General features: G+C 72.8%; 16 protein-coding genes. 13 read left to right on the forward strand and 3 right to left on the reverse strand.

Annotated elements, in window-relative coordinates:
- Position 1 precedes the first annotated feature (1 nt).
- From AHOG_RS04620 to AHOG_RS04630, 3 genes are all read left to right on the forward strand, one after another.
- The gene (locus AHOG_RS04620) at positions 2 to 1,078 is read left to right on the forward strand and encodes a DUF3152 domain-containing protein (protein ID WP_157736632.1); all 1,077 of its coding nucleotides are present in this window, start codon (positions 2 to 4) and stop codon (positions 1,076 to 1,078) included.
- A gap of 359 nt (positions 1,079 to 1,437) precedes the next feature.
- Entirely contained in the window at positions 1,438 to 2,607 is a 1,170-nt protein-coding gene (gene moeZ, locus AHOG_RS04625; protein WP_093940239.1) for an adenylyltransferase/sulfurtransferase MoeZ, read from the forward strand.
- A gap of 87 nt (positions 2,608 to 2,694) precedes the next feature.
- Positions 2,695 to 3,489, forward strand: a complete 795-nt coding sequence (locus tag AHOG_RS04630; protein WP_093940240.1) for a TIGR02569 family protein — start codon at positions 2,695 to 2,697, stop codon at positions 3,487 to 3,489.
- 371 nt (positions 3,490 to 3,860) lie between these two features.
- On the opposite strand, the gene AHOG_RS04635 is transcribed toward AHOG_RS04630, so the two are convergent.
- Positions 3,861 to 4,697: a uroporphyrinogen-III synthase gene (locus AHOG_RS04635; RefSeq protein WP_245856562.1), complete on the reverse strand. Its 837-nt coding sequence runs from the start codon at positions 4,695 to 4,697 to the stop codon at positions 3,861 to 3,863.
- Between the two features lie 460 nt (positions 4,698 to 5,157).
- Here AHOG_RS04635 and AHOG_RS04640 point away from each other — a divergent pair, with 460 nt between their 5' ends.
- The 5 genes from AHOG_RS04640 (at position 5,158) to AHOG_RS04660 (ending at position 14,222) form a co-directional block, all read left to right on the forward strand.
- Complete coding sequence (locus AHOG_RS04640) at positions 5,158 to 5,946, forward strand: SAM-dependent methyltransferase (protein ID WP_211290611.1); 789 nt, start codon at positions 5,158 to 5,160, stop codon at positions 5,944 to 5,946.
- A 212-nt stretch (positions 5,947 to 6,158) separates the two neighbouring features.
- Positions 6,159 to 6,488 carry an MGMT family protein gene (locus tag AHOG_RS04645; protein WP_093944162.1) on the forward strand — a complete coding sequence of 110 codons (330 nt, stop codon included), beginning with the start codon at positions 6,159 to 6,161 and terminating at the stop codon, positions 6,486 to 6,488.
- Positions 6,489 to 6,692: 204 nt separating this feature from the next.
- Positions 6,693 to 10,112 carry an ATP-dependent helicase gene (locus tag AHOG_RS04650; protein ID WP_376700070.1) on the forward strand — a complete coding sequence of 1,140 codons (3,420 nt, stop codon included), beginning with the start codon at positions 6,693 to 6,695 and terminating at the stop codon, positions 10,110 to 10,112.
- Positions 10,109 to 13,549: an ATP-dependent helicase gene (locus tag AHOG_RS04655; protein WP_093944164.1), complete on the forward strand. Its 3,441-nt coding sequence runs from the start codon at positions 10,109 to 10,111 to the stop codon at positions 13,547 to 13,549. The genes AHOG_RS04650 and AHOG_RS04655 overlap by 4 nt, the downstream gene beginning before the upstream one ends.
- Before the next feature lie 52 nt (positions 13,550 to 13,601).
- Positions 13,602 to 14,222 (forward strand): hypothetical protein, encoded by a 621-nt coding sequence (locus AHOG_RS04660; protein ID WP_093940243.1) that lies wholly within the window; start codon positions 13,602 to 13,604, stop codon positions 14,220 to 14,222.
- Between the two features lie 200 nt (positions 14,223 to 14,422).
- Here AHOG_RS04660 and AHOG_RS04665 read toward each other — a convergent pair whose 3' ends face one another.
- Positions 14,423 to 14,947, reverse strand: coding sequence for a hypothetical protein (locus AHOG_RS04665; RefSeq protein ID WP_093940244.1), 525 nt, complete (start codon positions 14,945 to 14,947; stop codon positions 14,423 to 14,425).
- 233 nt (positions 14,948 to 15,180) lie between these two features.
- Between AHOG_RS04665 and AHOG_RS04670 the strand changes: the two genes are divergently transcribed.
- Together AHOG_RS04670 and AHOG_RS04675 are read left to right on the forward strand one after the other, a co-directional pair.
- The gene (locus AHOG_RS04670; protein ID WP_093944165.1) at positions 15,181 to 16,257 is read left to right on the forward strand and encodes a potassium channel family protein; all 1,077 of its coding nucleotides are present in this window, start codon (positions 15,181 to 15,183) and stop codon (positions 16,255 to 16,257) included.
- A 371-nt stretch (positions 16,258 to 16,628) separates the two neighbouring features.
- Complete coding sequence (locus AHOG_RS04675) at positions 16,629 to 17,621, forward strand: hypothetical protein (protein ID WP_157736633.1); 993 nt, start codon at positions 16,629 to 16,631, stop codon at positions 17,619 to 17,621.
- 40 nt (positions 17,622 to 17,661) lie between these two features.
- Here AHOG_RS04675 and AHOG_RS04680 read toward each other — a convergent pair whose 3' ends face one another.
- A complete protein-coding gene (locus AHOG_RS04680; RefSeq protein ID WP_157736634.1) occupies positions 17,662 to 18,789 on the reverse strand; it encodes a neutral zinc metallopeptidase in 1,128 nt (375 codons plus the stop codon).
- Positions 18,790 to 19,385: 596 nt separating this feature from the next.
- Here AHOG_RS04680 and AHOG_RS04685 point away from each other — a divergent pair.
- From AHOG_RS04685 to AHOG_RS04695, 3 genes are all read left to right on the forward strand, one after another.
- On the forward strand, positions 19,386 to 21,086 hold the full coding sequence (locus tag AHOG_RS04685) for a DUF2207 family protein (RefSeq protein ID WP_157736635.1): 1,701 nt from the start codon (positions 19,386 to 19,388) through the stop codon (positions 21,084 to 21,086).
- A 91-nt stretch (positions 21,087 to 21,177) separates the two neighbouring features.
- On the forward strand, positions 21,178 to 22,470 hold the full coding sequence (locus AHOG_RS04690) for a M16 family metallopeptidase (RefSeq protein ID WP_093940248.1): 1,293 nt from the start codon (positions 21,178 to 21,180) through the stop codon (positions 22,468 to 22,470).
- Positions 22,467 to 23,837, forward strand: a complete 1,371-nt coding sequence (locus AHOG_RS04695; RefSeq protein ID WP_093940249.1) for a M16 family metallopeptidase — start codon at positions 22,467 to 22,469, stop codon at positions 23,835 to 23,837. The genes AHOG_RS04690 and AHOG_RS04695 overlap by 4 nt, the downstream gene beginning before the upstream one ends.
- Positions 23,838 to 23,885 lie beyond the last annotated feature (48 nt).

Below are 23,885 nucleotides of genomic sequence, written 5' to 3' on the forward strand. Positions count from 1 at the left end.
CGTGACCTCGACTCATCGACGGCCCGCCGGACGTCGCGATCAGCCTGGCAGGCGTCGAACGGCAGCCGAGCCGCTCACGGCGGACTGGAGCCCGGCCGGGCGGTCGGCGCGGGCCGAGGACGCCGAACAGGACCGGCACGGCCGAGCCGAACACGACGAGCGCGGGGCCGACGGATCTCGGCGCACCGGACAGGGTCTGCTCGCCGTCTACGGCTGGCGGCTCTACGCGCTTCCCCTGCTGTTGGTGCTCTCGCTCTTCATCGTGCTCGACGTCGCGCGGGATCCGGCGGGATCGGCGGACGACCCGGTGGCCATCGGTAGCGCGGGCCGGGGCGACTCGGCGGCGGCGGACGACTCGGGCGAGGCCGGTCAGGCCGCACCGCGCGGACCCGAGATCGACGAGGAGGTCCCCGGTGCCCGGTTCGACCCCTCCATCATCGCCGCGGAGCTGCCGGGCGGCGGTCCGTTCCCCACGGTCGGCAGCGGAACGTTCAAGGTGCTGCCGGGCACGACGGAGCTGCTGGGCTCGCCGGCCGGGAACACCTATGACTACACGGTCGAGGTCGAGACGGGCCTGGACGTCCCCGTCGACGAGGACGGCTTCTCGACCATGGTGCAGGAGACCCTGTCCGACGAGCGGAGCTGGGTCGGCAACCAGTACCCGGGGATGGACCCGGTCGGCATCCGTCGGGTCGACGAGTCGTCCGGGGTGATCCCGGACTTCCGGGTGATGCTGGTCTCGCAGTCGCTGGCGCAGGAGAGGTGCGCGGGCGCGGTCGAGTACGAGGCGTCCTGTCGGATCGAGGAGCACGTCTACCTCAATGCCGCGCGGTGGGTGCGGGGCGCTCGGGACTTCCAGGGCGAGACCACGCGGTACCGGCAGTACCTGATCAACCACGAGGTGGGCCATGCGCTCGGGCACGCTCAGCACCTGCCCTGCGACGTGGACGGCGGCCCGGCGCCGATCATGATGCAGCAGAGCTGGAGCCTGTCCAACGACGTCCTCCATCAGCTTTCGCCGCAGGCCTACGTCGCCGACGGCAAGGTCTGCGAGCCGAACGGCTGGCCGACTCCCTGACGCCGGTCGGTCGATCCCTCGGATCGGCCCTAGACCGCCGCGGGAGGCGCGTCGGTGGTTCCGTGCCGGGCGCGGCGCCTCTCGCGGTGTGAGCGCCGCCCTCGCGGCGCGAGCGCTGTCCTTCCGGGCGGGCACGGGCTTCTCGGCGCGGGCACGGTCTTCCCAGGGGGACTGAGGATCGAGTCACGAGCGCCGTGCCGCGTGCGGGCCGGGCGCGGCCGGTGGCGCGTTTCGGGCGCACGTCCTGCCGCGCCTGCCCGCCGATGCCGTCCTAGATGCTGGGAGCGGAATGTCGACGGTCGCCCGCCGCGTTGTATAAGCAGCAGAAGGCGTGTGTGCCGATCCGAGGAGGACCGCTGATGCCAGGGCCGTCACTACCCCCGCTGGTCGAACCCGCGGAGGAGCTGACCAAGGAAGAGGTCGCCCGCTACAGCAGGCACCTGATCATCCCCGACGTGGGGGTGACCGGGCAGAAGCGGCTGAAGAACGCCAAGGTGCTCGTGGTCGGCGCGGGCGGGCTGGGCAGCCCGGCGCTGCTCTACCTCGCCGCCGCGGGCGTCGGGACGCTGGGCATCGTCGACTTCGACGACGTCGACGAGTCCAACCTGCACCGGCAGGTGATTCACGGGCAGTCCGACCTGGGACGGCCCAAGGCGGAGTCGGCGAAGGACTCCATCGCCGAGATCAACCCGTACGTGCAGGTCAACCTGCACAAGGTTCGGCTGGACTCGTCCAACGCGCTGGACATCTTCCGCGACTACGACCTGATCTTGGACGGCACCGACAACTTCGCCACCCGATACCTGGTCAACGACGCGGCCGTGCTGCTGGGCAAGCCCTACGTGTGGGGGTCGATCTTCCGCTTCGAGGGTCAGGCGAGCGTGTTCTGGGCCGAGCACGGCCCGCAGTATCGCGACCTCTATCCCGAGCCCCCGCCGCCCGGCATGGTGCCGTCCTGCGCCGAGGGCGGCGTCCTGGGCGTGCTGTGCGCCTCGATCGGCTCGATCATGGTCAACGAGGCCGTCAAGCTGATCGTGGGCATCGGCGAGCCGCTCGTGGGCAGGCTGATGGTCTACGACGCCCTCGACATGAGCTACCGCACGATCAAGATCCGCAAGGACCCGGCGGCCGAGCCGATCACCGAGCTGATCGACTACGACGTCTTCTGCGGGGTGGTCTCCGACGACGCGCAGCAGGCCGCCGCACGGCACACCATCACGCCGAAGGAGCTCAAGGCGCGGTTCGACGAGGGCGCCGACTTCACGCTCGTCGACGTCCGGGAGCCGCACGAGTTCGAGATCGTGCGCATCCCCGGCTCGGTGTTGATCCCGAAGGACCGCATCCTGTCCGGTGACGCGCTGGCCGAACTGCCGCAGGACCGGCCGGTCGTGCTGCACTGCAAGTCCGGGGTGCGTTCGGCGGAGGCGCTGGCCGCGTTGCACCGCGCGGGCTTCGCCGACGCGGTCCACGTCGGCGGCGGTGTGCTCGGCTGGGCGCGCGACGTCGATCCGAGTCTGCCCACCTACTGATCGGCTGCCGGTGCTCGGTGATCGTCGACGTGTTCGCCGACGGACGCGATACGCCTCGACCCGAGCCCGGTAGCGTCCCCCTTTGTGATGAGAAGACCGGACCACCCGCCGACTCATGTTCGAGCGGCGTTCGGTGCACGTGACGAGGAGCCGGAACCGCTGGACTCCTCGGGTGTGTGGCAGTGCGGCGAGATCATCCTCAAGCCGGTGGCCAACACGGCGGAGGCCGCCTGGGTGGCCAAGACGCTGGACGGCCTGCAGCCGGAGAACATCCGGCTCGCCAGGCCGTTGCGCTCCACCGACGGCCGCTGGGTGGTGTCCGGTTGGACCGCCACCCGCGTGCTGTCGGGCGCGCCGGAGGCCCGGCACGACGAGGTGATCGCGGTCTCGCTGCGTCTGCACCGGGCGACGGCGCGGCTGCCGAGGCCGCGCTTCGTCGACGAGCGCCGAGACGTCTTCGCCGTGGCCGACCGCATGGCCTGGGGCGAGGAGGAGCCGCTGCTGGACCTCGATCGCGGCGGACGGCTGTTCGAGGTCCTGGTGACCTCGCGCAGGCACACCGGACTGCGGCCGCAGGTGGTGCACGGCGATCTCTTCGGCAACGTGCTGTTCGCGGGCGACGGGCCGCCGGCCGTGCTCGACTTCACGCCGTACTGGCGGCCGGTGGAGTGGGCGGCGGCGGTCGTGGTCGTCGACGGGCTCGCCTGGGGCGGCGCCGATCCCGGTCTGATCCACCGGTGGGCCCATCTGCCGGAGTGGCCGCAGGCGTTATTGCACGCGCTGCTGTTCCGGTTGGCGGTCAACGCGCTGCACCCCCGTTCCACCCCGGAGTCGCTGGCCGGGCTGGAGCGGGCGGCGCAGTTCATCCTCGAGGTGTTGTGAGCCGCGAGCAGCCGACCTGACGGCCCGTGCGAAGGCCTGAGGCGGGGCGTGCCGGACTTTCGACACGAAGATCATCTCGGGCTGCCCGCCGTGACGTCGTCGACGTCACGGCGAACGTCAGGGCGTCCGGGCGTCGTGGGACGACCGTCGACCATGGACGCGGATCGCGCATCCGGTCGGCGACGGCGCGGGCCGGGCCCCTCGGATGGTCGGCGGCGTTCGGCCGGTGACGTCCCACGACCGCGTCCGGGCGGGAGCGTCCGGTGGGCCCGGCGTGTCGTGGGTGTGCGCCGGCGTGAGACGGACGGCTCCCCGTCTCCGTCCTCCGGCCTCGACGGCGCCGCGCGTGCCGCGGATCGACGGTGCCTCGGTCAGAGTCGCCGGGCGGCTCGGCGACGCGGCAGCTGGTCGACGATCGTGCGCACCAGCGCGCCGGTGCGCGCGCGGTCCGGCAGAAGGACGGGCAGCCCCGCCTCGGTCAGCGGAGCCGCCGTGACCGGGCCGACGCAGGCGAGGACCAGCCCGTCGTGCACCGCCCGGTGAAACGCCGACTCCTGTCCGATGCGGACCGCCCGTGACAGCAGGTTCGCCGCGGCGGGGGCACTGGTGAAGGTCACGGCGTCCAGCACGCCCGTCGTCGCGGCGTTGATCAGCGCGTCCAACGGGCCTGGATCGACGGGGTCGCTCCAGCGGTAGACGGCGACCGGCAGCACCGTCGCGCCCTGGTCACGCAGCTTGTCTAGCAGTTCCGGCATGGGCTCGCCGTGGATCTGGACCACGACTCGGCGACCGTTCACCCCGATCGTCCGCAGGCGTTCGGCGACCTCGGCGACGGTCTCGTTCGGCGCCGTCCACGGATCGGGTAGTCCGACGCCGCGCATCGCGCCCCTGGCCTTGGGTCCGCGCGCCAGCAGCGTCGCCGGACGAAGTCGATCGAGCAGGCGCTCGGCGAGCCCCCGGTGTGCGGCGTGGTCGATCCAGCCGCGGAAGCCCACACCGGTGACGGCCACGACGACGTCCACGGGCGCCGCGAGCACCTGCGTCGTCGACTCGGCGAGCAGCGGGTCGTCGTCCAGCTCCACGGTGTGGATCGCCGGTCCGGAGCGGACCTCGGCGCCCTTGCGTTCGAGCAGCCCGACGAGTTCGGCAGCCCGCCGTTGCGCGGTCACCCCGATCCGGAGGCCGGCCAACGGCTGTTCTTCGGTCACCGGTTCAGGATGGCATCTCCGCGCGAGGTGGCCCGCTGCCGAGGGCCACGGCGTCGTCGCTCCGGCATCGGCGGCTCCGGTGGGCGGACGTCCCAGGCGGCGGCCCTGCCCGCGCCGGCCGAGCGGCGTCGGCTCCGCGGAGACGTTCCGTCGGCGTCTGCCCCACGGAGTTCGACCCGGCGGCGTCGACGGCCGGGAGATCGGCCCGGTGAACCGGGCTGCGGTGGGGAGACAGCGGGCGGAGCGGCGGTCGGTCATCGTGCCGGAGACCGACCGCCAAGCCTGCGCTGGTCAGCTCGACGGCGGGTTCGGCGTGCCTGCCTGCCTTCGGCCGGACACCGGCCGCGCGGCGGTGCGGCCCGGTAACTCTCACATATCGAAATTTTCAGATCGCTTTTCTCGCCCTTAGGATCGCCGGGACTTTGCGACCCTCAACGGACACCAGACTGGCGGGTGCGTGATGAAGAAGCCGGGGATGGACCTCACCGGGCTCGACCTCACCCAGCCCAACCCCGCCCGCGTCTACGACTACTTCCTCGGCGGCGCCCACAACTTCGAGATCGACCGACGGGAGGCCGAGCGGCTCCTGCGGGTCAACCCCTGGCTGGCCGGTGCCGTCCGGGAGAACCGGCACTTCCTGCGTCGCGTCGTGCGTCGTCTCGCCGCGGCGGGGGTCCGACAGTTCCTCGACATCGGCTCCGGCATCCCCACCGCGGGCAACGTCCACGAGATCGCCCTGCAGAGCGCCCCCGACGCCGCCGTCGTGTACGTCGACATCGACCCGCTCGCCGTCGCCCACAGCCTGGAACTGCTCGCGGGCAGCGACCGGGCGAGCGCGATCCTCGGCGACGTCCGAGAACCGGGGCGCATCCTCGCCGACCCGACCGTTCGGGCGCGGCTCGACTTCGACCGGCCCGTCGGCGTCATCCTCAGCGGCGTCCTGCACTTCGTGCCCGGTGACGTCGACGCGATCCTCGATCCGCTGCGTGCCGCGCTGGCCGAGGGCAGCCACCTGGTGATCACCCACGCCGCGACGACGAGCCCGGTGAAGACCAGCGGCGCGTTCGTGATGGACGGAGCAGGCATCACCCTGCGAGACCCCGACGAGATCCGGGCGATGTTCGACGGTCTCACCCTGCTGCCGCCGGGGGTGGTCGCGGTGCCGGAGTGGCTGCCGGAGCACACCGGCCCTGCCGCCCGCGCCCCGGCCGCGGCGTTGTCCTTCGCGGGCGTCGGCCGCCGGGACTGACCCGGCGTCCCTCGGGAGCCGCGCCGCTCGATACGGGGTCCGCGTGCGGTGCGCGGGCCGCCGCCCGCCACGATGAGCACGACCTCCGTGTGAGCAGGAGCGACTTCGGCGGTGCCGCGGACCAGGTCGAGCCGATCCGGCGGCACCCGCGTGCCGCGGCAGGCCCGCACGGGGGGCGAACCGGACGGACAGACGGTGATCGGAGAGTGCCGATGAGTTCTGAGGAATGGGCGGAACGGATCCGAGAGGTGGTCGCGAGCATTCCCGTCGGGCGGGTGCTCGCCTACGGGGAAGTGGGCGCCATCGCAGGTGCCCCGTCCCCCCGGTTCGTGGGAACGGTGCTCGCGGAGGACGGCGCGGACCTCCCCTGGCATCGGGTGCTGCGCGCGAACGGCACCGTGGCCTCTCACCTGGCCCATCGTCAGCTGGAACTGCTGCGGGCGGAGGGCGTGCTCGCCGAGGACGGCCGGGTCGACCTCGCCCGATACCGCTGGACGGAGGGCCTCGCCTCGGCGCCCACCAAGGACCAGGGGCTGTGGTGAGGCGCCGCAGGCGCGGCCGACGGGGACCCGTGCCGCCCGACTGACGGCGGCTGAAGCCGCGGGACGTCGGCACCCGGGTGTCGTGTGTCGACGGACGCCGCGCCGTGGCTCGCGGTCGCCGCGGCACCGCGTGGCGAGCCCGAGATCACGACACGCGCCATGCCGCGCGCGATGATGTCCGCCGCGCATGGTTGCATCCTCAGAGTGGAACGGAGTTCGCCGTCACTGGTACGGCGCCGGTGGACGTCCCGGCGGCAGACCGGCTGGGATGCCCTGGGTCGTCGGGTGCTCGATCACCCCGGCGGCCTGCTGCGCGTGCTCGGCGGGCCCGGCACCGGGAAGACCACCTTGATCGCGGAGACGGTGGCCGACCGGATTCGCGGCGGCGTCGACCCCGAGTCGGTGCTCGTGCTCACTGCGGGGCGGCCGGCGGCCCAAGCCCTGCGCAGCCGGATCGCCACCCTGCTGACCGCGCCCGACCCGGAGCGCGGACTGCCCAGGACGGCTCGGGAGCCGATGGTCCGCACCCTGCACTCCTATGCCTTCGCCGTGCTGCGCGCCTACTCCGATCTCGCGGGCCTGCCACAGCCGAGGCTGCTGCCCGTACCCGATCAGGACGCCATGATCCGCGAACTGCTGCGGGGAGACGTGGCGGACGGCGCGCCGGGCTGGCCTGCCGCCCTGCGCCCGGCGCTGCTGCTGCCCGACTTCGCGGCCGAGCTGCGGGATCTGCTGCTGCGCACCGCCGAACGGGGACTCGGTCCGGAAGACCTCATCACCCTCGGGGAACGGCACGGCCGGCCGGAATGGACGGCCGCCGGGCGATTCGGCCAGGTCTACGAGGAGATCGCCCAGCTGGGCGCGACCGATCCGGGCGCCGACCACGATTCCGGGCCCGCGCTGGACGCCGCCGAGCTGGTCGCACAGGCCCTGCTGACCCTGGAGACCGAGGACGACCTGCTGGCCGCCGAGCACGCCAGGGTCCGCCATCTGATCGTCGACGACGCCCAGCATCTCGATCCACAGCAGTTTCGGCTGATCCGCCTGCTCGGCGACCAGGCGAAGGAGCTGATCCTGGCGGGCGACCCCGATCAGTCGGTGTTCTCCTTCCGGGGTGCGGACCCGCGCTGCCTGCTCGACGCCGACCCCGACGGAGACCGCACGGTCGTGCTCACCGTCGATCACCGCATGTCGCCCGCCGTCCGAGGCGCCGTGCGACGGCTGACCGCGCGGCTGCCCGGCGCGGGGCCGCAGCGGGAGCTGCGTGCCCCCGCCGCGCCGGACGAGCTCGCGCCGGAGTTCGTCGACGACGCGCTGCCACCGGATCCCTTCGAGGACGAGCCGCCGCCCGACCCCTTCGAGGAGGACCTGCCGCCGGATCCGTTCGACGGCGAGCCGCCGCCCGACGACGTCGGCACGGCCCCGCCGCCCGACCTGGAGACGGCGGTCTTCGGCCGGGTGTCCGAGGAGGCCGATCCGACGGGTCCGCGTCTGCCCTTGGCGCCCGACGGGGTCGTGCAGGTCCGGCTGCTGGCCTCCGCCGCGCAGGAGGCCGCCTGGGTGGCCGATCAGCTGCGCCGGGCCCGGCTGCTCCACGGCGTCCCGTGGTCGGAGATGGCGGTCATCGTGCGCTCCGCCGCCCGCTCGCTTCCCGTGCTGCGCCGGGCGCTGCTCGCGGCGGGCGTACCGATGACCGTGCCGCTGGACGAGGTGCCCCTGGCGGAGCAGCCCGCGGTCCGGCCGCTGCTGGAACTGCTGCGCTGCGCCGATCAGCCGTCGGAGCTGAATCCCGACATCGCCGCGATGCTGCTCGGTTCGCCGCTCGGCGGCGCCGACGCCCTCGCCCAGCGGCGGATCCGACGGGAACTGCGCAGGCTGGCGCTGGCCGCCGGCGTCGAGAAGGGCAGCGGCGACCTGCTCGTGGAGGTGTTGAACGAACCCGATCGCCTCGCCGGGATGAACGCGGAGGCCGCCGCCCCGGTACAGGCGGTGGCCACGCTGCTGTCCGAGGCGAGGACCGCCATCGCCGAGGGCAGCGGTGTGGAGGAGGTGCTCTGGCGGGTCTGGCAGGCGAGCGATCTCGAACGGCACTGGCTGAGCCAGACGGAGCGCCGGGGCCCGGCCGCCGCGCAGGCCGACCGCGACCTCGACGCCGTCCTGGCGCTCTTCGACGCCGCGGCCCGCCATGTCGAGCGCAGGCCGGGGCTCAGCGTCGGGGGATTCGTCGAGCGCCTGAGGGTGCAGCGGATTCCCGGCGACTCGCTCGCGCCCCGCGCGCCGCAGGGTGAGTCGGTGGCCGTGCTGACCGCCCACGCCGCCGCCGGTCGAGAGTGGACCGTGGTGGCCGTTCCCGGGGTGCAGGAAGGCAGCTGGCCGGATCTGCGACTGCGCGGCTCGCTGCTCGGGGTGGAACGGCTGATCGACGTCCTGACGGGGATGCCGTACGAGACCGTCTCGGCCACGGCCCCGCTGCTGGCCGAGGAACGGCGACTGCTCGTGGTGGCCGCCAGCCGAGCCCGCCATACCCTGCTGGTCAGCGCGGTGCGTGGCGAGGACGAGCAGCCGTCCCGCTTCCTCGACGAACTGGACGACGTCACCACGGACTCGGAGACGGAGGCCCGCCCGCTGTACCGGCCTCCTCGGGGGCTGTCGCTGCCCGAACTCGTCGGCGAACTGCGCCGGGTGGTCTGCGATCCGCTGACCGAGCCCGACCGCCGCGAGCGAGCCGCGCGGGCGCTGGCCCGGCTCGCCGCCGAGCGCGTCCCCGGCAGCGATCCGCGTTCCTGGTACGGGCTGGCGGACGCCTCCACGGACGCACCGCTGTGGGTCGACGGCGATCAGATCCGGGTGTCGCCGTCCACCGTGGACGTGCTCACCAGGTGCCCGACCCGCTGGGTCGTCGAACGCCACGGCGGCCAGGACCAGGCCGAGCTGGCCTCGATCACCGGCACCCTGGTGCACGCCCTGGTGCAGGCCGCGGGGGAGGGGGCCGACCGGGAGAGCCTGCGGCGCGGCCTCGACGAGGCGTGGGCGGCGGTGGACGCGGGCGCGCCATGGTTCTCCCGCCGCGAGCGGCGGCGGATCGAGGCGATGCTCGACTCCTTCCTCGGCTGGTTCACCACCAGCCGCTCCGAGCTGTCTCAGCTCGCGGTCGAGCACGACATGGACGTCTCGCTGCCCGCCGACCCCGAGGGGCTCTGGCTGCGGATTCGCGGGCGGGTCGACCGACTCGACTCCGACGCGCAGGGCAGGCCGGTGGTGATCGACGTCAAGACGAGCCGGGGCGCGGTCTCGGCGAAGGACGCCGAGGAGCATCCGCAGCTCGCGGTCTACCAGCTCGCCGCGTCCCTCGGCGCGTTCCGCGATCTCGGGGCGGACGTCGAGCCGGGCGGGGCACGACTGCTGTACGTCGCCAAGCCGGACGGCCGGACCGGGGCGGCCACCGAACGGGTCCAGCCGCCGCTGGACGCCGAGGGCGTCGCCCGGTGGCGGTTGACGCTCGCCGAGGCGGCGGAGTCCAGCCGCGGCCCGAGCTACGCCGCGACGGAGAACGCGGACTGCACACGCTGTCCGGTCCGCACGAGCTGCGCGCTGCACCCCTCCGGACGGCAGGTGAGCGAGTGAGCGGCGATCGGGGCACGGTCACGCCCGCCGAGGTGGCGGAGGCGCTCGGACTGCCGGTGCCGACCGAGGAACAGGCCAGGGTGATCGCCGCCCCCGGCGAGCCCGCGCTGGTGATCGCCGGCGCGGGGGCGGGCAAGACCGAGACGATGGCGGCGCGGGTCGTCTGGCTGGTCGCCAACGGCCTGGTGTCCCCGGAGCGAGTCCTCGGCCTGACCTTCACGCGGAAGGCTGCCCGCCAGCTCGCCGACCGGGTCCGGGCCCGGCTGCGGCGGCTGGTGGGCTCGGGACTGCTCGATCGGCTCGATCCCGGCGGCGGTCGGACCTCGGCGGTGCTCGCCGGCGAGCCGACCGTCCTGACCTATCACGCCTATGCGGGCAGGCTGGTCGCCGAGCACGGACTCCGCCTCCCCGCCGAGCCGGGCGCGCGGCTGCTCAGCGAGACCGCGGCCTGGCAGCTCGCGCATCGGGTGGTGTCCACGTGGACCGAGGACATCGACACGGACAAGGTCCCGTCCACCATCACCGGCTACCTGCTGGGTCTCGCCGGGGAGCTGGCCGAGCACCTGGTCACGCCGGAGCAGCTGCGTGCCCACGCCGCCGAGTTCTGTCGGCTCGTGGAGGAGGCTCCTCGGGCCGCCCGCCAGCGGATGGCACTGCCGCAGGAACTCCGCGACAAGGTGGCGGTGCAGCGCCTGCGGGTGGCGCTGCTGCCGTTGCTGGCCGACTACACGGCGCGGAAACGCCGGGAGGGCGTGCTCGACTTCGCGGACCAGATGTCGGCGGCGGCCCGACTGGCCGACGAGCATCCGGAGGTCGCGGCGAGCGAGCGGGCGCGGTTCGGCGCGGTGCTGTTGGACGAGTACCAGGACACCGGCCACGCCCAGCGTGTGCTGCTGCGGGCGCTCTTCGGGGACGGCGACCGGCTGCCGGTGACGGCCGTGGGCGACCCGGCGCAGGCCATCTACGGCTGGCGGGGGGCCAGCGCGGCGAATCTGCCCCGGTTCCGCACCGACTTCCCACGCCTGGACGCGGACGGCGAGCAGGCGCCCGCGCGCGGCTACGGGCTGCTGACCAGCTTCCGTAATCCGCCCGAGGTGCTGACCTTGGCCAACGCGGTGTCCGCCCCGCTGCGGGCCGCGGGGCTGGAGGTCGAGGAGCTGCGGCCCAAGCCCGGGGCCGAACCGGGCGACGTGCACTGCGCGCTGCTGCCCGACGTCCGTGGCGAACGCGCCTGGCTGGCCTCGGCCGTCGCGGCCCGGTGGCGACAGACGGTCGCGGAGACCGGCAGCCCGCCCACCGCCGCCGTCCTGGTGCGGCGCCGCGCGGACATGGCCGAGTTGGCGGAGGCGCTGCGTGCCGAGGGACTGCCGGTCGAGGTGGTGGGGCTCGGCGGTCTGCTGGACGAACCGGAGGTGCGTGACCTGGTCAGCGCCCTGCGGATGCTGGTCGATCCGTTGGCGGGGACGGCGGCGGCCCGGCTGCTCACCGGGGCCCGCTGGCGGCTGGGCGTCGCCGACCTGGCCGCGTTGTGGGCCAGGGCGGGCAGCCTCGCCGATCGGGGCGACCGGCGGGAGCCGAGCGGTTCCCCGGTGGACGCGCTGCCCGGCGAGCACGCCGAACAGGCCGGGCTGATCGACGCCCTGGAGGACCCCGGTCCGGCCGCCGACTATTCGCCCGCGGGCTTCCGCCGCATCCAACGGCTGGCCAGGGAGCTGGCCGTGCTGCGACGGCGACTCGATCAGCCGCTGCCCGAGCTGGTCGCCGACGTCGAGCGGACTCTGCTGCTCTCGGTGGAGAGCCTCGCCCGCCCGGGCGGCGTGGGCCGCGCCCATCTGGACGCCTTCGCCGACGTGGTCGCCGACTTCGCCGCCGCCAGCCCCATCGCGGGACTGCCCGCCCTGCTGGACTATCTCCGGGTGGCGGAGCGGGCCGAGGACGGCTTGGAGCCCGGCGAGGTGGAGGTCGCCGAGGACCGCGTGCAGGTGTTGACCATGCATGCCGCCAAGGGGCTGGAGTGGGAGATCGTCGCCGTGCCGCACGTGGTCGAGAAGGTCTTCCCCGGCGGACGCCGCTCGGCGGACTGGCTCGGCTCGGTGGTCCAGCTCCCGGCCGAACTGCGTGGCGACGCCGCCGACCTGCCCGCCTTGCGGATACCCGCGGGCGCCGATCGCAAGGTCGTCATCGAGTCGCTCGCCCGGCATTCCGAGGACTTCGAACAGCGGCGGCTGCTGGAGGAGCGCAGGCTCTGTTACGTGGCGTTGACCAGGTCGGAGCGCACCCTTCTCGTCTCGGGACACTGGTGGGGCGAGACCGGGAGGAGTCCGCGCGGGCCGTCGGACTTCCTGAAGCAGGTCAAGGAGGTGATCACGGCCCGCCCCGAAGTGGGGGACGTCGACCACTGGGCCGCGCCGCCGGAACCGGACACGGAGAATCCGCTGGCCGCGACGGTCAACTCGGCGCAGTGGCCGAAGGACCCGTTGGGCGCGCGGCGCGCGGACGTCGCGGCGGGCGCGGAGCTGGTGCACGCGCGGCTGCGGGAACTGCTCGACTCCGGTCCTCCCGGCGAGGATCGCGCCGATCGACGCGGTCGGACCGCGCAGGCGCGCCAGACCGTTTCGGTGGACCGTGCTCGGATCGAGGAGGCGGCAGGCTCGGCGGCGCCTGCCGAGCCCGCCATTCCGACCGTGCACGGCGTGCCTGCCGCGCCCGGCGTCGTCGACCCGACCGATCCCGCGCTCGACGAGGACGATCCCGAGGGATGGCAGCGGGACGTCTCGGTGCTGCTCGCCGAGCGCGCCGCAGCGGCGAACGCGACCGATCAGGTACTGCTGCCGCCGCAGCTCTCGGTGAGCAGGCTGGTGGAGCTGGCCGCCGACCCGGAGGGTCTCGCCCGCAGGCTGCGCAGGCCGTTGCCGAGGCCGCCGAGCCACGCCGCCCGCCGGGGCACCGCCTTCCACGCCTGGCTGGAGCGGCGGTTCTCCGTCACCCGACTGCTCGACGTCGACGACCTGCCCGGGGCGGCCGACGACGACCTGGACGAGCTGGTCGCCGCGCCCGCGGCGCTTCAGGATGCCTTCCTGCGAAGCGCCTGGGCGGATCGGACGCCGCACGCGGTGGAGGTCTCCTTCGAGACCGAGATCGAGGGCGTGGCCCTGCGCGGCCGGATGGACGCCGTGTTCGCCGACCCCGACGGCGGCTGGACGGTGGTCGACTGGAAGACCGGGTCGCCGCCCGCCGCCGACCGGCTGCCCGCGCTGGCCGTGCAACTGGCGGCCTACCGGCTGGCCTGGGCGGCGTTGTCCAACACGCCGCTGGTTCAGGTGCGCGCCGCCTTCCACTACGTGCGGGCCGACCGGACCGTGCGGCCCGCCGATCTGCTGGACGCGGAGGGCCTCCGGGCACTGCTGCGGAAGATCCCCGATGCGAGTGACCCCTGATCGAGTGGATGAGCTTGTTGCGGCCTCGGTGGCTCAGAAACGATCTCGGACGATGTCCGAGAACTTGTACTGGAAGCTGGCCACGTCGCCCACGACGGAGGTTCAGGTCGCAGAAGATGTCGTGGCGCTGCGCGCGCCGCTGGTCCGGGTGGCTCGGAACGAGGACGGCGGATGGGCCTTCTTCGGTCCCGGCGACACGGACGGCCCCACCCGGGCCACCACCCTGGGCGGAGTCGTGGACGCATGGCCGCACGTCGCGGGCCTCAGTGATCTCCGCACCGGAACGACTGCCGTCTGGCACTGGAGCCAGCACGGCTGGGCGGTGGGCGGCGGGTGCACCTGCGGCCAGTGCGGTGAACCGCAGGCCGCCGACATCGATCGCCAGGCTTGGCCGGACGACGTGCCGCCGAACCGGCCGGTGCTGGTCGAGAAGTCCGTTCTCTCCGGGCAGTCGCCGCTCACCGACCTCCGGGGCGAGAACGGCAACACGATCGTCCTCGGGCCGGGCGAACAGCAGCGGCAGGCCGACGAGATGGTGGCGATCGCCATCGTCGACGTCGTCCGTCGGTGGCCGCACACCCTTCACGCGCTCCGGGCCCTCCAGGACGGCCGGGGTATGGAATGGAATGCCGAGGCACTGAACTGGCAGGAGTACGAATTGGTGCCCGCCTGAGTCGAACATCGTGGTGTGCGACGCCCGCGCTGTCGATCCTATCGGCGGTGCGGGCGTTCTCCTCGAGTGATCGCGGCGCCCGGTTCGAACAATTCTCGTGCCGTCGTCCTACGCCGCCATTCACCCGCGGCCTGACTTCCGTTCACCCGGAGTCCTCCGGTTCGGTGAGTCCACCGGACTCTCGCCTGCCGCGTCGCCGATCACCTCGGGGCGGCCAGCACCTCGGTGACGACGCGGTGATAGAGCAGTTCCAGCAGCCAGCGGCCGAACAGCGAGCCGCCGAACTCCGACGAGCGGTCCTCGGGCCGGATCGACACCACGGCCTCGCGGTCGATGTCGGTGGCCACGACGCCGATGCCGTAGTAGTCCAGCTCGGCGAGCGGCCACGGATCACTGGTCTGAGCTGCGGGAAGAACCACCGCGCACGGTGCGAGGGTCATCAGCGTGCCGCAGGAGCGCAGCGCCCGCCCCGCCTTCGACTCGGTGACCAGCACGCCGATCAGGTCGACGGCGGGCACCGGAATCTGATCGTAGTAGCTGGGCTCGAACCAGGAACGGAACCACGAGGGATTCGGCTCCGGCGGCCAGCCGTTCTCCACACGCCAGCGATGAACGTCGGAGCGTAATCCCACGACCGCGGACACCTGCTGGCCGAGCACGGTGACATCGGCGACGACATGACCGTGCCAACCGAGCGCCTGAGCTGCCTGCTGGAGTGACGGCACGGACGTATCCTAATCCCCTCGGAAGGCCGATGGACGCCGGCGCGGCCCAATCTTGACCGAGTCGCATCGTTCCGACATTCCGTGTCTTCACCGTTCGGCTCGACGGGGTTCGGCCATGCCGTTTACGCTCGGCGCTGTGCGGGCCGCAAGCCGACGTGCCCTCTTCTCGACCGGTGACGGGTGGCGGTGGCGGTGGTGACGAGCGGCGGGGCGATCGTCCGGAGGACGGTCTGATGCGACTGCGCAGAGCCGACATCGAACGGGGCTTCGATCTCAGGCCCCACCACACCCTGGTGGGCGTCGTCCACATCCCCAGCGCGGGCGTGGGCCCGGTGCAGGCCATCGTCCAGCGCGTCATCGGCGCGCTGCTGGCGCTGCTGGCGACGGTGATCATCGTCTACCTCGATCGCGAGGGTTACAGCGACAACGCCGACGACTCGGTGTCGCTGCTGGATGCCTTCTACTATGCGACCGTCTCGTTGTCGACCACCGGATACGGCGACATCACCCCGGTCTCGGACTCGGCCCGACTGGTCAACATCCTGGTGATCACGCCGCTCCGGGTGCTCTTCCTGATCGTCCTGGTCGGCACCACCCTGGAAGTGCTCACCGAGCGGTCCCGACAGGCCTTGAAGATCCAACGTTGGAGGTCGAAGGTGCGTGACCACGTAGTCGTCATCGGCTACGGGACGAAGGGCCGATCGGCGATCAGATCGCTGCTCGGCGACGACGTGGACCCCTCGAACCTGGTGGTGGTCGACTCCGATCAGACGATGCTCGACGCCGCCGCCGCGCTGGGGCTGGTGACCGTGCGCGGCTCGGGCACCCGCTCGGACGTGCTGCGGGTCGCGGGCGTGCAGCGGGCCAAGGCCGTCGTGGTGGCCACCAATCGTGACGACACGGCTGTGCTGGTCACGTTGACGGCGCGGGAGCTGGCGCCGAAGGCCACCATCGTCGCCGCGGTCCGTGAGGCGGAGAACGTCCACCTGCTGCGTCAGTCCGGCGCCGACTCGGTCGTCGTCTCCAGCGAGACCGCGGGCAGGCTGCTCGGCATGGCCACCACGACGCCCTCGGTGGTCGAGATCTTCGAGGACCTGCTCACCACCGACGAGGGGCTGGCGATGGGAGAGCGCCCCGTCGACCCGACCGAGGTCGGCGGCTCCCCGCGCCACCTGGCCGACATCGTCCTCGGTGTGCTCCGACGCGGCACCCTGTACCGGATCGACGCGCCGCAGGCCGACGCCCTCGAACTCGGCGACCGACTGATCTACGTGCGCAAGGTGACGCCGCCGGACGGCGTCGGCGACTGAGCCGCGAGCGGCGGACCCGGCGAAGGGGGCGGTCTCGACGTCGTGTGCGCTCGGTTCCCGGCGGCGGTGGTCTCCGGCGGGACGGTGGTCTCCGCTCGGCGGGGCGGGCGATTCCGGTCCGGCGGCACCCGGTGCGCGGCGCGATGACCCCGGCCCCGTGACGAGCCGCCCGGCGCTGCACGCGCGTCGGCATCGGGCCGTCCGCAGGATCGCCGGCCGCTCGGCGGCGGGACGTATCGCCCCGTTCGTCCGAGTCGCGGACCGCTCGCCCGGCGGAGTTCGCGAAGTGATCGGGCGCCCTGTGTGATCGACCCTGCGCGGTGCGCCCTCCGCCGCACGGCCCGACTCGCGCGTCTGCCACGATCTTCGCCGTGGCCGTTCGACAGGGACCTGGCAAATCGGTGCTGACGATCATGGTCCTCGCCGTGCTCGGCATCGGCGTTCTCGTGGCGACGGGACGACTGCTCCCGTTTCAGGGTGTCTCCACCGAGGAGGTGCGGACCGCGACCGCCGTCGTGATCCGTTCGGCGGACTGCGGCGTCGCGGGGGCGCGAGACCGCGTCGAGGTTCAGATGGACGCGCGGTTCCTGGAGGCGGATCTGGCGGCCTGCGGGCACACCGAGGGCGCACGGCTCGACGTCGAGGTGATCGAGGCCGATCCGGAGTCGGACGCCGAACCGGAGGTATGGCTGGCCGGGACCGCGACGGGCGGTCCGGACCCCGGCGAGCGGATGACGGCCGTGCTGCTGACCATCGCCGGGCTGGCGGGCGCGGCGTTGGCGATCGTGATCGGACGACCCCGCAGACGGGCGGCCCGCGTGTCTGCCGCCAACCCGGCGTCCTCGGGTGCCGCGTCCTCGGGCGTGGGCTCGGCGGACGCCGTGCCCGGCGGCGCCGTCGGGTCGGACTCGACGCGGGCCGACGTCCCGGTGCCGGATTCCTCGGCCCTGGATTCCTCGGTGCCCGGCCAGAGTGCGGCCGATCCCGCGGGCTCCGGGCCGGTCGACTCCACGCTTCACGCCGCCTATGCCTACGACTCGACCGCGTTCCAGCGACCCGCGTACGACTCGACCGCGTTCCACCCCGTCGGGTCCGACGTCGCCGGTTACGACGCCACCGGCTATGAAGCCGCCGGCTACGACGCCACGATCCACCGGCCCGCCGAGCACGGCTCCACCGGTGATGCCCCCCAGAGCCAGGACTCTCCCGGATACGACTCCCTGGATCACGACTCCGCGGGCTACGGCTCCGCGCTGCCCGATCTCGGCGTGTCCGACCTCTACGCCCCCGACTCCTCGTCGACCGGCCGCCTGCCGGTGCTGGACGAGTCCGCCCCGCCCGAACGGAACCAGGAGAAGCCCTGAGCCGTGGCGCCGCGCGGCCACCGGCGACGACGCGGGCGGCTCACCGGACGTCGGCGGGGCTGGCGAGCCAGGTGTTGCACTGCTGAGTGTTGTTGTTGTAGTAGCCCTGTTCCATCCAGCCGCCGTTGATCTCCGGGGCGCCGTGATCCGGCGGAGCACCCCGATCCGGCCAGTCGCCCCGATTCCGGGCGTCGTTCAGCGCGATCGACATCGTCTCGAGGTCGACGACGCCCGTGCGGGTGGTCGCCGCCAGCAGCATGCCGCCGTAACAGGTCGCCTGAAGCTCCAGCCTGCGAGAGATCTCCAGCCCCTCCGGGCTGTTCGGACCGACCGCGTAGCGCTCGTCCCAGGCGGCCTGCATGATGCCCGCCGATCCCTGGACGTGGTGCCCGTACTCGTGGAAGAGCACACTCAGATACGGGCCGGGGTGATCCCCGAGCTGTTCCTGCTCGGCATGCACCGAGGCGGACATGTACAGCGTGTGGTTGCCGCTGCAGTAATAGGAGGAATGCGCCGTGCCGCACGGCGTCTCCACCGGGCCGGAGACGGTGATCAGCTCCGGCGGACCGGACGGCAGATTGTTCGACTCCAGCGCGTAGCGCCAGGCGTCCACCATGCACGGCAGCGCCGACTGATACAGGGCGTCCTGTCCCGCCGGGTCCGGAGAGAACGGGGCGAGCGTGCAGGCGGTGGTGTCGGAGGCGTACAGCCCGTCGGCGTTGATCGGATGATCGCCGAGCAGATAGACCGGCTGCGGGGCGGTCACCGGCTCGTCGTAGGGCTGCTGCGGCTCCTCGGTCTCGACCTCGGTCTGGTCCGGAGTCTCCGGTGCTCGCGGCGGGGAGGCGTCCTGCGGGGCGGGCGGCGGCGCCGCTGTCGTCGGTGCCGTCCGAGTGGGGGCCGCGGTCTGCCGCGAGGCGTCCAGAGCCGCGTTGGCGACCCCGCCGATGACGCCGACCAACGCGAGGCCCGCGACGCCGAGGCCGAGCGTGGTCAGCAGCCCCGGCGGGCGGGACCGTTCCGGCGTGGGGCCCGCGATGCCCTCGGCGGCCCGCTGGTGCCCGGTCTGTCGGGGCGGCGCGGTGCGGGGGATCGGGTACGGCGCGGTGACGGGCTCTTCGGCGCGGCTGCGTGGCGGCGGCAGCGGCCGCCTGCTCGGGCCTGCCATGCCGGACAGGCGGGCCTCCGGTGAGGATCCGCCTCGATTCCCGTGGTGAAACGGCGGGACGCCCGTCGGGCGGCCGTCGATTCGCCTGCTCGTCGGGTCGGCCGGTCGCTGCGCGTGCCTCGGCGTCTCCATGCCGTCCCGGCCGCCCGCACCGGGCCGCGATGTCGTTCCACCGCGCCATGTCGGACCGCCGTGCGATGCCTGTCCTGGCGGCGTCGTCGGATGCGGGACCGGCGCCGGACCGCGTCGACTCGCGCCGCCGTCGGGGCCGACGGGACGTGCGGCGGGCGGCGGCGCCACCGGTCGGGGCGGCGGGTGATGCCGTGAACCCTCGCCGCCTGGTGTGGTCCCGTCGTTGTGTGGCGGCCTGAACTCCGACATCGGTACTGCGTCTCCCCCTCAACACCCGGCCGAGGAGGCGAACCGCCGACCGGCCCGGCCGTCCGTCTTCGACGGCCCGTGCACCGTGCGACCCGGAGTCCCAGGTGGACCGCCTCCCGTGCGGTTCACCGGTGTTCGTCCAGATCGTGCTGCGGATGCGCGCCCCGGCGCTCATCGTCCCCGAGCATAAGACGACTCCGCTATCCTCCGCAGCCGTGTTCTCTGTCCGGGGCCCGCTCGCCCTCATGACCGCCGTCACCCTCTTCGCGGCAGGCGTTCCCGCCGCGGCCCAGGAGGCGGATCAACCGACGGCCGACGGCTCGTCGATCGTGGTCGAGCTGCGACTGGAACCGGACGGGACGCTCAGCGTCGAGGAGCAGATCACCGTCGCGGGCACCGAGGCGATCCGACGCGAGTCCCCGCTGCGGGAACTCGCCGGGGTGGACGTGGACCGGGTCTACGCGGTGCGCGACGTCGAGACCGACGGTCCGGTCGAGGCCGAGGTCACCGAGCGCGCGTTCGTCGTCACGGCGGACTCGGGGACCAGCACCCTGCGCTACCGGGTCGACGGCGCCGTCGCCGACCTCGCCGCGAGCCAGGAGTTCCGCTGGCAGGTCACCGGCGACTGGAACGCCGACCTCGACTCGGTCCGCGTGTCCTTCGTGTCACCCTCGGCCCCGCAGTCCATCACCTGTCTCGCGGGCGCGCCGTCCTCGAACACCACCTGCACCGTCTCGCAGATCGACGCAGGGCAGCTCGCCACCGCGCAGCAGACCGGGCTCGACGCCGACGACCGGCTCGTGGTCAGCGTCGGGCTGTCCGCGGACGCCGTGCCCGCCACCGCGCGATACGACGAGAACTTCAGCATCGCCAGGGCCTTCTCGCTCACTCCCACGACCGGGGTGATCCTCGGCGTCCTGTTCGTCCTGCTGCTCGCGGCCCTGGCCGTGCCCGCGCGCCGCAGACGACAGGACCGGGCGGCGCTGCGGGCCGAGATCGGGCCGGTGGACGTGCTGCTGACCGAGTCGGACGGTTCGGTGGCCTTCGCCTCTCCGGACGGCGTGCTGCCCGGTCAGGTCGGCACGGTGGTCGACGAACACGTCGACGTGGTGGACGTCACCTCCACCATCGTCGACCTGGCCGTCCGCAACTACCTGTGGATCGAGGAGCTGCACGTCGATCAGGACGTGCTCGACTGGCGCATCGTCCGACGCAACCCGCCGGACGAGTCCCTGCACGACTATGAACGCGCCGTCTACACGTGCTTACTCGGCCCGGACACCGGGCCGGACCGCCGTGAAGAGGTCCTGGTGTCCGAACTGGCAGGCGCCGACACGCTCGACCTGGCGGCCGTGCAGGACGCGCTGTACTCCGACGTCGTCGAACGCCGCTGGTTCTCGGTCCGCCCCGACCAGGCGAGGAACCGCTGGTGGTGGGCAGGTCTCGGCGTCGCCGCGCTCGGCGCGGTGCTCACCGTCCTGCTCGCCGTGCTCGGCGGCTCGGCCCTGGTCGGACTCGGGCTCATCGTGTTCGGTCTCGTGGTCGCCCTGGACTCGCGGCGACTGCCCGCCAGGACCCTGCGGGGCAGCAGACTCGTCGCCCAGGTCCGCGGCCTGCGCGACTATCTCGACACGGCCTCGTGCACCGACATCCCCGCCGAGGACCGGGAGATGGTGTTCTCCCGCTCGCTGCCGTACGCGGTCGTCCTCGGCGAGACCCGACGCTGGCTCGGCGAGTTCGCCGAGATCGACGGCGCGGCGGACGGGACGCCGGGCCTCTACTGGTACGGGGAGGACCTGGGCGGCGCCTCCTCCGCCAGCCCGGATCTGCGTCGATTCGCCGTCCACTTCCCGAGTTTCCTGGCGGAACTGGACGGTGTGCTCGCCGAGGCGGGCCATCTCCGCTCGCTGCGCTGATTCGTCCGTCCGGCGGTGTCGACGGACCTGGCGGCCGAGAGTCGCGGCAGCACTCCACGAGGTCGCGCGTGCACGTCGCTAGGCTGCCGGAATGGTCGACCACCAGCTCCACAGATTCACCCTGCCCAACGGCCTGCGGGTGGTCCTCGCGCCGGATGACACGGCGCCCGTCGTCGCGGTGAGCGTCCACTACGACGTCGGGTTCCGCTCCGAACCGGAGGGCCGCACCGGCTTCGCGCACCTGTTCGAGCATCTGATGTTCCAGGGCAGCGAGAGTCTGGGGAAGTTGGCGCACTTCCGGCATGTGCAGGGCTCCGGCGGGACCTTCAACGGATCCACCCACCAGGACTACACCGACTACTTCGAGATGCTCCCCTCCGCCGCGTTGGAACGCGCCCTGTTCCTCGAGGCCGATCGGATGCGCGCCCCGAAGCTGACCGAGGAGAACCTGCGCAATCAGGTGGACGTGGTGAAGGAGGAGATCCGGCTCAACGTCCTCAACCGCCCCTACGGCGGCTTCCCGTGGATCCTGCTGCCGCCGGTGCTCTTCGACACCTTCCCGAACGCGCACAACGGCTACGGCGACTTCACCGACCTCGAACAGGCGTCGGTCGACGACTGCGCGGCGTTCTTCGACACCTACTACGCGCCGAGCAACGCCGTCCTCACGGTGGCGGGGCACCTGGACGTCGACAAGACGACCGAACTGGTGCACCGCCACTTCGGCGACGTGCCCGCCCGGCCGAGGCCCGTCCGGCCCTCCTTCGCCGAGCCGCTGCCCACCACCGAGCTGCGGGGTACTCACGTCGACGCGCACGCGCCGCTGCCGGGCATCGCGCTCGGCTATCGAGTCCCGGACCCGGTCAGCGATCTCGACGCCTACCTCGCCTACGTGGTGCTGTCGCAGGTCCTCTCCGACGGCGACTCCTCCCGGCTGCCGCACCGACTGGTGCACGGGGAGGCGCTGGCCATCGAGGTCGGCGCGGGCTGCGGTCTGTTCCAGCCGCTGGACGTACGGGACCCGGACGCCTTCGTCGCGACGATCATCCACTCCTCGGATGTGGAGCAGGCCAGGGTGCTTGCCGCCTTCGACGACGAGTTGGAGATCCTGGCCTCGGAGGGCCCGCACGTCGACGAGCTGGCGAGGGTGACCGCCCGCTGGACCGCGGCGCTGCACGGTGAGCACGATCGGCTCATCTCGCGGACGCTGAGCTACGGCGCCTTCGAGCTGCTGCACGGGCGGGCGGAGCTGAGTGCCGAGCTGCCCGAGCTGATCGGCCGCGTCACCGTCGACCACGTCGCCGCCGCCGCCAAGGCGCTGCGCCCGGACGCCCGCGCCGTGCTGACCGTCGAGCCCGCCGCTTCCGCTGGAGACGCCCTGTGAACACCACCACGCACCGCACCGCCGAGCAGATCGGCCGCACCGAGACGGGCCCCCGTCCGCTTCCCGAGCTGGGCGTCGCCAGGCTCGACGATCCGCCCGTGCGGCTGGATGCCGTCCTGGAGAACGGGCTGCGTCTCATCGCGGTCCGGCAGTCCTCGGTGCCCATGGTCGAGATGCGGATGAGCATCCCGTTCGCGGGCGAGTCCGAGCAGCACTCGGCCGTCGCGGAGCTGCTGGCGACGACGATGCTGACCGGCACCGAACGGCGGGACCGCGTCCTGATGGACACCGACCTGGCGGGCGTCGGCGCCGACCTGCGCACCGTCGTCGACCCGGAACGACTGCGCGTGTCGGGGTCGACGCTGTCCAGCGGCCTGGACACCTTCCTCGACGTCGTCAGCGACGCGCTCACCAGCGCGGCCTACCGCGAGGCCGAGGTGCTGGGCGAACGCGATCGGCTCGCCGAGCGGATCAACGTCGCGCGTTCCCAGCCGAGGGTGATCGCCAGGGAGGCGCTGCAGCGGCGTCGCTTCGGCGACCACCCGTACACCCGGGAGATGCCGCGTGCCGTCGACGTCCTCGCGGTGGAGCCCGCCGAGGTCCGGCTGCTGCACGGGGCCGCCGTCGTACCGCGCGGCGCGACGCTCGTCCTGGTCGGCGACATCGACCTCGATCGGATCGCCGACACGGTGTCGCGCGCGCTGGCAGGCTGGCACAGCGAGCGCGGCGCCTCGGTGCTTCCCCGGCTGCCGCTGGTCGACGGCGGCGACCTGCTGCTGGTGGACCGGCCGGGCGCGGTGCAGTCGCAGATCCGGCTGTCGGCACAGGCCGTCACGCGGCTCGATCCGCGTTTTCCGGCGCTACAACTGGCCAACGTCGTGTTCGGCGGCTACTTCTCCTCCCGGCTCGTCGAGAACATCCGGGAGGACAAGGGCTACACCTACAGCGCCCACTCCTCGTTCGAGTACACGCCGCAGGGTGCCGTCCTCGACGTCGACGCCGACACGGCCAGCGAGGTGACGGCGGCGGCCGTGCTGGAGATGCGGTACGAGCTGGGCAGGATCGGGGTGGTGCCGCCGTCGAAGGAGGAGCTCGACTCGGCGCGGGAGTACCTGATCGGGTCGTTGTTGATCTCCACCGCGTCGCAGGGCGGCCTGGCCGGGACCCTGTCGGGGCTGGCCTCGATCGGCGTGCCGCTGGACTGGCTGCAGGAGCATCCGGACCGACTTCGCACGGTCACCCCGGAGCAGGTGGGGGAGGCGGCGCGCGAGTTCTTCACGCCGACCGCGTTCACCGGCGTCGTGGTCGGGGACGCGGAGACGCTGGCGGGGCCGCTGCGGGCGCTGGGAGGCGTCGCGCTCCCGTGAACCGTGAGGCAGATCAGTTCGTCAGTGCGGGCGTGGTCGAGCAGTTGG

Source organism: Actinoalloteichus hoggarensis (assembly GCF_002234535.1).
Lineage (GTDB): Bacteria > Actinomycetota > Actinomycetes > Mycobacteriales > Pseudonocardiaceae > Actinoalloteichus_A > Actinoalloteichus_A hoggarensis.